Raw genomic sequence first — 12453 nt, forward strand, 5'->3', positions numbered from 1 at the left:
CCGGTACGCGCCCGCGAGGTTGTTGCGGGAGGCCAGCGTGTGGGGGTGGTCGGTGCCCAGCACCCGCACCCGGTCGCGCAAGGTCTGTTCGTACAGCGGGATGGCGCGGCCCAGGTCACCCGCCGACTGGTACGCGCCCGCGAGGTCGTTGCGGAAGACCAGCGTGTCCGGGTGGTGGGCGCCCAGCACCCGTACGCACGTGGCCAGGGCTCGTTTCCAGGCTTCGGTGGCGGGGCCCAGTGCGCCTTGATCGTGTTGGTGGGCGGCGCCGAGAGCGAGGGCGCGCGCGGTGTCGACTGTGTCCTGGTCGGGGGTGTGGTGGCGGGTGAGAGCGTCGAGATGGGGCAGGAGTGCCCTGCACCGGGGCCGGTTGGAGGGCTGGGCGACATCGGCGGGGAACGTGTCCGCGAGGAGGGCAGTGGCCTGATCGCGGGCGTGGTCGATGGCGGCGGAGCGGCGGTGGGGGTCCGCCGGGTCCGGGGTGCGGCCGAGGCTTTGGACGAGGCGGTGCACGGTGAGGGTGTCGTCGTGGTTGTCGGTGATCATGTTGTGGGCGCGGAGTCGGCCGATCGCGTCCGCGAGTGCGGGGGGTTCGGCGAGGTCGTCGAGGAGGTCGCGGGGGATGTGTTCGGGGGCGTACCAGGCCAGGATCCGCAGGAGGTCCCCGGCAAGGGGGGTGTGGGCGATGCGGTCCAGGGTGACGCGCCAGATCCGGGCGATGGTGCGTTCCGAGTCGCCGCCCTCGGCGGTGGCGGCGAACATCGTGGCGGGCCACCGGGCGAGCATGTCCAGGTAGGCGCGCGGGCCGGTGCCGGTCTCGGCGCAGTACGCGGCGGCCTGTTCCACGGCCAGGGCCAGGTATCCGAGTTCCTCGCACAGCGCGTCGGCGCCGTCCGTGTCGTGCCCGTCGGTGCGTTCGACGATGTCGGTGAACAGCTTCACGGCGTCGGTCGGGTCGAGCACGCCCAGGGCGATCGTGGTGGCGTGGTGGTGCCAACCGGTCGCGCGGCGGGTGGTGACCAGGACCCGCCCGCCCGGCACCCGCTCCAGCAACGGGCCGATATCGGCGGGAGCCTCCACGTTGTCCAGCACCACAAGCCACCCGTCGCGGCCGGCGAGCCAGGCGATGGCGCGTTCGGTCTGCAACTCGGCGGGCAACCCCGCCAGTCCCGGCTGCAAAGCGCGCCCCAGCGCCGCGACCCCGGCGTCGACCGCGTCGGGGGTGTCGGCGGTGATCCACCACCGCACCGCCTCGCCTCGATTTGCGGCCCAGTGCGCGGCCAACGCGGACTTGCCGACCCCGCCCAGCCCGTGCACGGCGTGGACCACGACCTCACCCGTCCCGGCGAACGCCACTTCCAGCTCCTCGAGTTCATCGCCGCGGCCGACGAACCCCTCTGTCTTGGGGATGTTCGACACGCCCCGTGCTGCGGCGTCATCCGGGATCGGCGCGTACGCCTCGACGGGCAGCGCGTACTCGGCATGGATGGCCACCGGGTTGACGAGGTCCCGTCCTGCGGCGTTGGACCCCGCCGTCGCCGAGACGCTCGGCGCCGCCGCAGGGGCGCCGGCCTCGACGGACCGCTTTCGGCGGCGTCCCCACCTCACGGGCCGCGCTGCGCGGTCGGATCGTTCATGTCCCGGCCCGCCGCGTTCGACCCCTCCGATGCAAAGACGCCCGGCCCCGGAGCGGGAGGTGGCCCGGAACTCGGACCGGTGCCACGAGCCTGGGGATTGTGCATGTCCCGGCCCGTCGCGTTCGATCCACCCGACGCGGAGACGGTCGTCGGTGCCGAGCGGAACAACGCCGCCACCGACACCCCGGTCGCCGCGACACCCGCCACCGCCCCCACCACGCTGCCCGCCCCGGCCGCCGTATCGAGATCGGCGACGACGAGCAACACGACCAACCCCACCGCCGCCGCCACACCGACAACCGCCAGAACCACCAGACACGCCTTCCGCCAACCCGTCATGGCCCCATGCTCACCCCGGGGACATGATCAAGTCCCGCCAACCGCAACACGGCCGCGACCGGCCTGGGACAACGACACAGGAAGTGAGGACGTTGGTCTCCGAGAGGGCGATACCCGCAGCGTCCGGCCGACCGACACGGGCATCGGCCGAAACCTCAACCGGGCGACCGCCATCCGGCAACATGACCACCGTGCCTCGGCCACCATCATGGGCCTGAGCGGCTGTTCCCATTGAAAACTACAGTACATATGCAGAGGGGTCGTTTCCATGCTCGCGTGGTCCGCGGGTCTGTCAAAAGAACGGCTCTGGCCCGTAATCGGTGGTAACGAAGGGTGACGGTTGTCGTTGGCATGGTGTGCACGATGTCAATGAGCTTGTGGCGGTGGTGTTTTCAGGGTTGTCGGCCCTGGTCATCAAGGGAGTGACGGGTGAGGGTGAGGTCATCCGGGTGTCGGCGCGGACTCGGGACGATCCGGTGCCTTGCCCCGCTTGCGGGACGCGAACAGCGCGGGTGCACGGGTTTCATGGGCGGGTGCTCGCGGACGTGCCGGTGGACGGGCGGCGGATCGTCGTCTCGGTACGGGTCCGCCGCCTGGTGTGCCCGGTTCTCGACTGCCCGCGGCAGACGTTCCGCGAGCAGGTTCCCGGCGTCGTGGAGCGCTACCAGCGCCGCACCAACCGCCTGACCAGCCAACTGAACTCCGTGGTAGAGGAGTTAGCGGGCCGGGCGAGCTCCCGCCTCTGCCGCGTTCTGGCCTGCGCGATCTCCCGCTCGACCGCCCTGCGCATGCTCATGCGCCAGGTGGTGAGGCCGCCGCTGCGCGTCCCGCGGGTGATCGGCGTCGACGACTTCGCCCTCAAGCGCCGGCACCGCTACGCCACCGTGATCATCGACGCCGAGACCGGCGAGCGGATAGACGTCCTGCCCGACCGCACCGCTCAGACCCTGACCACGTGGCTGCGCGAGCATCCCGGGGCCCGGTACGTTTGCCGCGACGGCTCCGCCACCTACGCCGAAGCGATCCGCCAAGCCCTTCCCGAAGCGGTACAGGTCAGCGACAGGTGGCACCTCTGGTCCAACCTGTGCGGCAAGGCCCTGGCCGAAGTCCGCTCCCACGCCGCCTGCTGGGCCACCGTCGTGAACCCCACCCGACCCGGGGGCGTGCGCGAGCAGACCATTCGCGAGCGCTGGCAGCGCGTCCACCAACTGCTCGGCCAGGGCGTCGGCCTCCTCGAATGCGCCCGCCGCCTCGACGTCGCCCTGAACACCGTCAAGCGGTACGCCCGCATGAAGGAGCCCACCGGCGACCGCCGCGCACCCCGCTACAAGCCCACACTCGTCGATCCCTACCGCGGCCACCTGCGCCGGCGCCGAAGCGAAGACCCCGCTGTGCCCGTCACCCACCTCCTGCGCGAGATCAAGGAACTGGGCTACACCGGCAGCGCCAACCTCCTGGTCCGATACCTCACCCAAGGCCGCGCCGAGGGCGAGAAGCCGGTCACCACCCCGCAGCGCTTCGCCCGCCTCCTGCTCACCCGCCCCGAGAACCTGCGCGACAAGGACACCGCGCTACTGCGGAAACTCGCCGCAGCCTGCCCCGAGATGACCGAACTCGCCTGCCTCACCGGTGACTTCGCTCAGCTGCTGACCCCAGCGGAGGGTAACGACGCCAAGCTCACCGACTGGATCACCACCGTTCGCGCTGCCGACCTGCCCCACCTGCACTCCTTCGCGAACGGCCTCGAACTCGACCGCGCCGCCGTCGACGCCGGCCTCACCCGCCCCTACCACAACGGCCGCACCGAGGGCGTCAACACCCGAACCAAACGGATCATGAGACAGATGCACGGCCGAGCCGAATTCCCCCTGCTCCGCCACCGCATCCTCCTCCAGTGATCACTACACGGCGCTACCACCGATTATGGGCCAGAGCCAAGACGCTGACATGCCCCCGGGCCGACCCCCGCGCTACGCCGGCGAGTTCGACCACCTCCTCAAGAGTGAACGGGGTTCTTCCGTGGATGGCGGCAATGTCCAGGTCGGTCCGCGGCTGTGTGAGGGGGGTGGTGCGGTGGAGGGTGTGGTCGTGACGGCCAGGGCGGCCTTCACGCCGTGGGCCAGGGCCAGGGGTCCTTGGCGTGTCCGTTAAAATGGGTCCACCACATGGCCGGCTCGTGGGCGAGCAGGTGTTCATGGATGGCGGCCGGTTCCAGCCCGCCGGTGTGCAGCGCGTCGGTGGCGTGCTGCAGCCCGGCCTCGGTGACCGCCAGGCTGCCCATCAGCAGTGTCCGGCCGTCGCCGTAGCGGGTGAACGCCGCGTAGGAGTCCAGGAACAGCGTGACGCCGTAGGTGGTCACGGGCAGGTCCTGCCGGGCGAAGCGCACGCGATAGACCGAGCCGTCCATCATCGTCCCCGTCCGGCCAAGGACGGCGGCCACCTTGCTCCAGTCCGCCTCCACCGTCGGCATCGGCAGGATCCTCCGCGGCCGTGCTGCCGCCGCGGCCGCCCCGGGAGCGGCGCAGACCAGTACCGGCGCCGCCACCGCGGCGGCCGGCAGCCGCCGACGCGACGGGTTCACCCGGACATCCATCGCACCACGCGCCGGAACCTTGCCACCACATCGACTCCCTCGCCAAAAAAACCGGTCCGGACGATGAAACCGGGCGGCCCCCGGACCGCCGAAGCGCCACGCCGGTCTGGGGGCGAGGACCGGCGCCGGGAACCCCCGAGGTGGGGCATCGAGCAACCGAACCCCTGGACGCCGCACGGAGCGGGAACCTCGAATCGCGACACGGCCCCGCTCCCGGCGCCCTTGGTACGAGGTGACGAGACACCAGGGTACGCGGGCCCTCCCTCCGGACGAGGCCGCGGCTGTCGACCGTCCGCTCCGGTTGCGCGGCGCCACCCCCACCGATCCCAAGCGTCACCGGGCGTTCCACCGCAACTGCCCGGCCCGGCTGTCCCCCGGAGGACCGCGAGCTCATCGTGCCCTCCCTGGTGGACAAGTTCGGCTTTGCCGGTACCAGGGGCGAGGTCACCGAGCGGATCGAGGTGCCGGCGAAGTCCGGGGTCGACGAGCCGGTGATCCGGCCCGTGGCGGACCCGGAGACCGAAATGGCCAAGCCGGCACGGCTGTTGGCCTGACGCTCGACGCCAGGCGAACGCCCGCTGCCGGCCGCCCGGGGCAGCACACTCCACCGCATCCCGACGCGTTCTTCGGGGGATCGGGTACCGGCGGCGCGGCAGGGCTCGAACTCGTTGCGAGGGGCGCGCGCGGGACAGGCCACACCCGGGCATTCGTCGTGGGGGACCTGCACCCGGTCGGGCAGGTCGCCCGGTCGACGATGCCGATCGTCGGCCCACGCGTGACGTACGCCGGGAACACCACGACCTTCGGGGTGCCCGCGACGTTCACGGAGTCGCCGGCGTGAACCTCTTGTCGTTGGTATGCGTGTTGTATACATTGCGTTCATGAGCAGCGTACGAAAGCCCGCCGGCGGTGGATCCGCCCAGGACATCACCTATCGATGGCTCAAGAAGCACATCTCCGCCCTGCCTCGGGACGGCGGAACCTTCCTGATCGAGTCCGAGGTCGCCCAGGCGGCGGGCACGTCGCGGACTCCGGTGCGCGAGGCGTTGCTGCGCCTGGAAACCGAGGGATTCGTGCAGATCATGCCGAAGAAGGGCGCCTTCGTACCGCCCATCTCGGACGCGGAGGTGCGCACCGTGATGGAAGCCCGGGAACTGATCGAGGACTGGAGCATGCGGCGCGTGGTCCCGGCCGGCGAAGCGTTCCTGGACGAGCTCGACGCCCTCGTGGCCGCCCAGGAGGGCTTGGTCGACGACGCGGTGGGATTCATCGACTGCGACCGCGCCTTCCACGGCGCGATCGTGCGACAGGCCGGCAACCCGGTCCTCGCCGACTTCTACGAGGCGTTGCGCGAGCGCCAGGTCCGGATGGGTCTGCGTGCCGTCGTCGGCGACGAGAGCCGCTTCCGCAAGGTCTTGGCCGAGCACGCGGCGATCGTGTCCGCTCTGCGCACCGGTGATCCGGACCGGGCGGCCCAGGCACTGGGGACCCACCTGGGCAGCACGCTCGCCGCGCTGCACCTGCCCGAAGTCGCCCGCCGGGGCTCCGACGGCTCCCTGGGGGCGTGATGAGGATCGCCCTGGTCCAGGTCGCCAGCCCGCCGACCGAAACGCCCCGAGCCCGCCGCGAGAGGGTGGGCGTGATGGTCGAACAGACCCGCGGGGCCGACCTGGTCGTGCTCCCCGAGCTCTGGGCGGCCGGCTACTTCGGCTTCGAGTCCTACGCCGAACACGCCGAGCCGCTGAACGGTCCCACGGTCACCGCGGCCCGCGCCTGGGCCCGGGCACTGGACGCGCACGTGCACCTGGGCAGCTTCGTCCAGCGCGACGACGACGGCCGGCTGTTCAACACCGCCGCCCTGATCACCCCGGACGGGCTGATCGCGCACACCTACCGCAAGATCCACGTCTTCGGCCACGCCTCCCGCGAGGCCGAACTGCTCACCCCCGGCGACCGGATCGACGTGGCCGGCACCGCCCTCGGGCGCCTGGGCGCCACCACCTGCTACGACCTGCGCTTCCCCGAACTGTGGCGCGACCTGGTCGACCGCGGGGCCCGCATCGCCGTCGTACCCGCCGCCTGGCCCGCCGCCCGCCGCGAGCACTGGCAACTGTTCACCTCCTGCCGAGCCGTCGAACAACAACTACTCGTGATCGCCTGCAACGCGGTCGGCGTCCAGGACGGCGGCGTCGAACTCGGTGGACACAGCCGTGTCGTCGACGCATGGGGCCGCGTCCTGATCGAGGCCGGCACCGAGGAGGGCGTCACCTTCTGCGACGCCGACCCCGCCGACGTCGACCGGGTGCGCGCCGAGTTCCCGGTCCTCGCCGATCGTCGCCCCATTTCGTCGTTCCCGCCCCGGGAGAGCGCGCCGGACCCACGCTAAGGAACCACTTGTGAGCACCTCGATACCACCGCTGCGCATGCGCGTGGTCGACACCGACGAATACCTGGACGTGCGGCCGGCGCGCCTGGTCGTGGCGGGCTACACCGCGCGCGACGAGGCCGCCGCGCGACGCCACATCGAGGAACTCGCGGCCATCGGCATCCCGCCACCCGCGACCGTGCCGGCCTTCTACGATCTCGACCCGTCCCTGCTCACCACCGAACGAACCGTCGCGGTGGACGGCGAGGCGACCTCGGGCGAGGTGGAACCCGTCGTCATCCGCCACCGAGGCCGACTGTTCCTGGCGGTCGGCTCGGACCATACCGACCGCGAACGCGAACGCCTGGACATCACCTCGTCCAAGGCCGCCTGCCCCAAGCCGCTGGGCACCGACGTGATCGAACTCGACGCCGGCACCCGCCCACCGAACTGGGAACACCTGACCGCCGAATCCGCGATCGACGGTCACCCCTATCAGTACGGACCACTGTCCGCGCTGCGCCACCCCCGGGAACTGCTCCACCGGATGACCTCGGCCATCGGCGACGTCGCCGGTGACCTGGTGTTGTTCTGCGGCACCCTGCCCCTGCTCACCGGCGACTTCGTGTACGGCTCCCGCTGGCTGCTGTCCATCGACCTGCCCGGCGGGCCCTCCCTGACCCATGACTACACCGTGCACCAGAGGAGTTCGTGATGCGCACCGGAGCCGAATACCTGGCCTCTCTCAAGGACGACCGTCGGGTCCATGTCGACGGCGAGGCCGTCGCGGACGTCGCCCACCACCCGGCCTTCACACCCATCGCGACGACGATCGCCGAACTCTTCGACATCGCCGCCGACCCCGAATCCGGCTTCACCCGCCCCGACCCGGAGACCGGCGAGCCGATCAACCTGCTGTTCACGGCCCCGCGAAGCCGGGACGAACTCACCGCCTACCGCACCGCCGCAACCCGCTGGGCCAGACACACCCACGGCTGGGTCGGACGCAGCCCCGACCATGTCGGTGCGTTCATCGCCGCGTTCGGAGCCCACCCGGAGGCGTTCGCGAGCGGCGAGCGCGACCTGGCCGCCAACATCGTCGCCTACCGGCGCCGGGTCGCCGCCGAGAATCTGTACGTGTCCTACGCGATCATTCCGCCGCAGGTCTCCCGGGCGGCCACCGCACACGCCTGGGAAGGCGAGTTGGTCCAGGTCGGCGTCGCCGAGGAGCGCCCCGACGGCATCGTGGTGCGCGGCGCGCAGATGCTGGCCACCGGCGGCGCAGTCGCCGACGAAATCCTGGTGTCGTGCATCAAACCGCTCGGCCCCGAGGACACCGACTTCGCGCTGAGCTTCGCGGTGCCCGTCGGTGCCCAGGGCCTGAAGCTGTACTGTCGACGCCCCTACGCGCCGGCCGCCACGAGCGCCTACGACTACCCGCTGACCACGCGCTACGACGAGACCGACGCACTGTTGGTCTTCGACGATGTGTTCATTCCGTGGGAGCAGGTGTTCGTGTACCGCGACGTCCCCGGACTGCGACGCCAGTTCTTCGACACCGGTGCCCACGTGCTGGGCAACTGGCAGGCCCAGATCCGACTGAGCGTCAAGCTCGAGTTCCTGGCCGGCCTGGCCCGCAAGGTGGCCGCCGTCAACGGAGTCGATCGTTTCCCGGGCGTCGTCGAGAAACTCGGTGAACTCGCGAGCCTGGTCTCGCTTGCCGAGTCCGCGGTGCTCGCCGCCGAATACACCGCCGCGCCCGACGAGCAGGGCATGTGGCGCCCCGGCTCCCGGGCCGTCTACGGAGCGATGGGCATGCAGTCGGAACTGTACCCACGCGTGCTCGCGATCCTGCGCGACCTCGTCGGCGGGGGAGTGCTCCAAGTGCCCTCCAGCGTAGCCGACATGACCAATCCCGAAACGCGCGCCGACATCGATCGCTACATCCAGAGCCCCGGAGCCACGGCCGAGGAGCGGGTCAAACTCTTCAAGCTGGTCTGGGATGCCGTCGGCAGCGAGTTCGCCGGGCGCCACCACCAGTACGAACTCTTCTACGCGGGCGCGCCGTTCGTGGTGAAGGGCTACGCCTACCGCAACTACGACTTCGACGCGCCACTCGCCGCGGTGGACGCCTTCCTGGCGAGCTACCACGTCGAGAGCACCGTGTGAACCACAGGAGCGTGACCACAGTGAGCAAGCCCGAACACGAGTTCTTCCCCGTCTCCGACATCGAGTTCACCCTGTGTCCGGGCGACGACCCGGCGATCACCGAACGAGTCCTGGCCAAGGACCCCGCCACCGGGGTCGCGACCCGAATCCTGCGCTACGCGCCGGGCGCCGACTCCACTGCGATGGGCGTGCAGCGCCACGACTTCTGGGAAGAGGTGTACATCCTGGAGGGCTCGTTCACCGACATCACCCTGGACCGCACGTTCACCGCCGGCATGTACGCCTGCCGCCCGCCGGGCATGCCGCACGGGCCCTGGCGAACCGACGAGGGCGTGGTCACCTTCGAAGTGCGCTACCGCGCCTGAGCATCGGAGACAACGACATGGCTTCCACCCTCGCGTCCGTGAACCCGCAGACGATGCGCCTGACCATGGGCCGTTTCGCCACCGGGGTGGCGGTGGTCACGACCTACGCTCTGGACGGCACGCCGCACGGGATGACGGTCAACTCGCTGACCTCGGTGTCCCTGGACCCGCCGCTGCTGCTGGTCTGCCTCAACATCGGCGCGCGCAGCACCGACGCGATCACCGCTTCGGGACGATTCGCCGTCAGCATCCTGTCGTCGCGTCAGGAACCGATCGCGATGCGCTTCGCCCGGCGCGCCGAGGACCACTTCGCCGGCCTCGAACCCGCGTACGGAAGACACCGCGTACCGGTGATCCCGGATGCCCTCGCCCACCTGGAATGCGACGTGGAGCGCCACTTCGTCGCCGGGGACCACATCGTGGTCGTCGGCCGCGTCCTGGATACCTGCGAGCGCGCCGGCGAACCGCTGGCCTTCCTCGGCGGACGCTTCGGGGACCTCGTCGACCGAGGCCACGCCCAGGTGCCCTGGTACTTCTGAACCCCACTCGGCCCGACGCTCTCGGGGCCTGATCGCCCCGAACGGCCGAACGGCCGAACGGCGGACGCCGCCGCAATCCGGGCTGCCCCCACGGGTCGCAGCCCCCGAACCGCAACCGACAAGCGCCGCCCCGCGGCGCCCCTGCGAAGGCGAACAGACATGCCCCTGACAGTGGAAGACAGGCTGGCGATCCAAGAGCTCGCCGCCCGGCAGTTCAAATACCTCGACGCGCACGACGTCGACGCCTGGGCACAGTGTTGGATCCCCGACGGAACGTTCGTCGCGAACTACGGGACCTTCCAGGGCCACACGTCCATCAAGGAGTTCCTCCGCGGTCACATCGCGGCAGGCAAGGAGGATGGCGCGCGACACCTGGGCGTCAATCACGTGATCGAAGGCGACGCCGAGCGGGCCGAGATGTACAGCGTCGTGGTCAAACTCCAGGTCGTGCAATCGCCGTTCGTCATCGCGACGGGCATCTACCGCGACACCCTGGTCCGCACGCCCGACGGTTGGCGATTCGAGTCCCGCCGGCTCGACATCGACCCTGGTGTCTTCGCCGCCGGCCCCCGTGCCTGAGCAGAACGGAGTACGTCGTTGAACACGCTCGCCTCGGAGCGATGGGGTGATCACGGCCCCCGGCTCCTGCTGATTCACGGCAGCCTGAACTCCGCCGCCGCCGCATTCGTGGAACAGCAACCCTTCGCGGACGAATGGACCGTGATCGCGCCCTATCGACGCGGTTACCGTCCGAGCCCGCACACCGATCGCATCGACCCCGATCGCGATGCCGAAGAGATCGCCGAACTGATCGGTTCCGGTGCCCACCTCGTGGGCACCTCCATGGGCGGTGTCGTCGCCATGCGGGCGGCGGCGCTGGTCCCGGATCGTGTGTGCTCCCTCACCGTCATCGAACCACCCGCGCTGCCCAACGGGATCGGCCATCCCGCGGTCGACGAGTTGCGCGAGGCACTGATGCGGCACTGGGAGCGGAACGTCTCGGCCGACGACGAGACGTTCCTGGCGGGATTCCTGGAGGCCCTCGGCGTCAAGCTTTCGCTGCCGAGCCCGCTTCCCCCGGAGTTCGCGGAGGCCGTACACAATCTGAAGACGGAACAGCCGTGGGACACGGGAGTCCCGTTGCCGCTGCTCGCCGGGACCACCTTCCCCAAGCTCGTCGTATCGGGTGGCGGAACCCCCGCGTTCGAAGCGGTATGCGACGTGCTGGCGACACGCATGAACGCCGAGCGCAGGCTCTTCCCGGGAAGCCCGCACGCCGTACAGCGGATCGGCCAACCGTTCAACGACGCGCTGAGAGCCTTCCTCACCGCGGCCGAATCCCGACGGGGCAATCCCGAATAGCCGAACACGTCAAGCCCGGGACGGCCGCCCGGCGAAGACGACCGATCCCGTCTCGACACGAGACGCGCGAAGCAGCCGGGGCGACGACCAACGTCGCCCCGGCTCCTCGGCATGCGACAGTGCTCGCGGTACGCCGGGCGGTTCAACGAGCGAGCCCGTGCGTGCGACTCAGGTGTGTGGTGCGCCCAGGAACCGGGCGAGCAGGAGCCGCAACATCGGGGCCTGGTCCAGCGGTGCGCAGTCCGGGTCGGTGGCGACCCGGGCGAAGAGGCCGTCGAGCCGGGCGTGGTGTCGGGTTTCGGCGGTGTGGTCGAGGCGGATCCGGTCGAGGTTGGTTTTGGTGATGTGTTCGGTGCCGTCGTCGATCGGTGATGGCGGCTAGGCGGATGAGGCGGATGAGGCGGGTGAGACGGGAGGGGGCTGCCGATCCGGCCGGCGGTGCGTTGGTGGAGGTAGGGCGCGAGGCGGCGGTGGTGTCCCCGCGCGGTGTGCGTTTCGGGTCGAGGGCGGCTTCCACTCCGGCGATCAATTCTTTGAACGGTTCGCGTTTCCCGAGCCGGGCGGGGAAGGCCCCGCACTCGACCAACGAGGCGCGTCCGGCGAGTTGCGCTCCGCGTACCCCGCCGAACAACGGTGTGGCGGTCACGTCGATGCCCGCGTACACGAACGTCGCGCCGATGCGTTCGGTGAGGTCTTTCAGCAGGTCCGCGGTCTCCGCACCGGTGGTGGTGCGCGGGTTGAGGCGGTGGATCTCGTCGATGAGGACGAGGTGGACGCCGGCCCGGTGGTAGGTATGGCACACGGCCTCGGTGATCTGGGCCAGCGTCATCCGGGCGCCGGCGGGGACGCCGAGATAGCGGGCGAACTCGCCGGCCAGGGCCTTCGCGGTCGCGCCCGGCGGCACGAGGACGTACGCGACCGGCACGCGTGGGTGGGCCTGCCCCGGCGGCGCCGGAACACGGCGGGCGTGGGCGAGGTGGCAGGCGCGCCCGACGTGGAGCAGCGCGGTGGTCTTGCCGGCGGCGGCGGGGCCGGTGACGATCAACGCCGGTCGGGCGGTGATGCGTTGGTGGCGGCCCAGGAT

General features: G+C 70.5%; 14 protein-coding genes. 10 read left to right on the forward strand and 4 right to left on the reverse strand.

Translation table 11 applies throughout. The features are described from left to right. Both ACIRL2_RS50650 and ACIRL2_RS50655 read right to left on the reverse strand, forming a co-directional pair. A partial coding sequence (locus ACIRL2_RS50650; RefSeq protein WP_402242475.1) for a tetratricopeptide repeat protein occupies positions 1–1494 on the reverse strand: 1494 nt, incomplete at its 3' end. 110 nt (positions 1495–1604) lie between these two features. After that, positions 1605–1976 carry a hypothetical protein gene (locus ACIRL2_RS50655; RefSeq protein ID WP_402242477.1) on the reverse strand — a complete coding sequence of 124 codons (372 nt, stop codon included), beginning with the start codon at positions 1974–1976 and terminating at the stop codon, positions 1605–1607. 386 nt (positions 1977–2362) lie between these two features. Between ACIRL2_RS50655 and ACIRL2_RS50660 the strand changes: the two genes are divergently transcribed. Then, positions 2363–3874 (forward strand): ISL3 family transposase, encoded by a 1512-nt coding sequence (locus ACIRL2_RS50660; RefSeq protein WP_402242505.1) that lies wholly within the window; start codon positions 2363–2365, stop codon positions 3872–3874. Between the two features lie 209 nt (positions 3875–4083). On the opposite strand, the gene ACIRL2_RS50665 is transcribed toward ACIRL2_RS50660, so the two are convergent. Next, complete coding sequence (locus ACIRL2_RS50665) at positions 4084–4557, reverse strand: DUF1259 domain-containing protein (protein WP_402242479.1); 474 nt, start codon at positions 4555–4557, stop codon at positions 4084–4086. Positions 4558–4964: 407 nt separating this feature from the next. Between ACIRL2_RS50665 and ACIRL2_RS50670 the strand changes: the two genes are divergently transcribed. The 9 genes from ACIRL2_RS50670 (at position 4965) to ACIRL2_RS50710 (ending at position 11369) form a co-directional block, all read left to right on the forward strand. Then, positions 4965–5123 carry a hypothetical protein gene (locus ACIRL2_RS50670; protein ID WP_402242482.1) on the forward strand — a complete coding sequence of 53 codons (159 nt, stop codon included), beginning with the start codon at positions 4965–4967 and terminating at the stop codon, positions 5121–5123. A gap of 327 nt (positions 5124–5450) precedes the next feature. Continuing rightward, the gene (locus ACIRL2_RS50675; RefSeq protein ID WP_402242485.1) at positions 5451–6137 is read left to right on the forward strand and encodes a GntR family transcriptional regulator; all 687 of its coding nucleotides are present in this window, start codon (positions 5451–5453) and stop codon (positions 6135–6137) included. Then, positions 6137–6955 (forward strand): nitrilase-related carbon-nitrogen hydrolase, encoded by an 819-nt coding sequence (locus tag ACIRL2_RS50680; RefSeq protein WP_402242508.1) that lies wholly within the window; start codon positions 6137–6139, stop codon positions 6953–6955. Before ACIRL2_RS50675 ends, ACIRL2_RS50680 begins: the two co-directional genes overlap by 1 nt. A 10-nt stretch (positions 6956–6965) precedes the next feature. Further along, positions 6966–7649 carry a DUF2848 family protein gene (locus ACIRL2_RS50685; RefSeq protein WP_402242487.1) on the forward strand — a complete coding sequence of 228 codons (684 nt, stop codon included), beginning with the start codon at positions 6966–6968 and terminating at the stop codon, positions 7647–7649. Next, entirely contained in the window at positions 7649–9103 is a 1455-nt protein-coding gene (locus ACIRL2_RS50690; protein WP_402242490.1) for a 4-hydroxyphenylacetate 3-hydroxylase family protein, read from the forward strand. The genes ACIRL2_RS50685 and ACIRL2_RS50690 overlap by 1 nt, the downstream gene beginning before the upstream one ends. 20 nt (positions 9104–9123) lie before the next feature. Continuing rightward, entirely contained in the window at positions 9124–9468 is a 345-nt protein-coding gene (locus ACIRL2_RS50695) for a cupin domain-containing protein (protein ID WP_402242493.1), read from the forward strand. A gap of 17 nt (positions 9469–9485) precedes the next feature. Then, on the forward strand, positions 9486–10007 hold the full coding sequence (locus ACIRL2_RS50700; protein WP_402242494.1) for a flavin reductase family protein: 522 nt from the start codon (positions 9486–9488) through the stop codon (positions 10005–10007). A 159-nt stretch (positions 10008–10166) separates the two neighbouring features. Next, positions 10167–10586, forward strand: coding sequence for a nuclear transport factor 2 family protein (locus ACIRL2_RS50705; protein ID WP_402242496.1), 420 nt, complete (start codon positions 10167–10169; stop codon positions 10584–10586). Between the two features lie 18 nt (positions 10587–10604). Further along, positions 10605–11369 carry an alpha/beta fold hydrolase gene (locus ACIRL2_RS50710; protein ID WP_402242498.1) on the forward strand — a complete coding sequence of 255 codons (765 nt, stop codon included), beginning with the start codon at positions 10605–10607 and terminating at the stop codon, positions 11367–11369. A gap of 142 nt (positions 11370–11511) precedes the next feature. Here the strand turns inward: ACIRL2_RS50710 and ACIRL2_RS50715 are convergent. After that, positions 11512–12453, reverse strand: a 942-nt coding sequence (locus tag ACIRL2_RS50715) for a TniB family NTP-binding protein (RefSeq protein WP_402242501.1), incomplete at its 5' end; no start/stop codon positions are given.

The sequence above is a fragment of the Embleya sp. NPDC127516 genome, assembly GCF_044765325.1.
Taxonomy (GTDB): Bacteria; Actinomycetota; Actinomycetes; order Streptomycetales; family Streptomycetaceae; genus Embleya.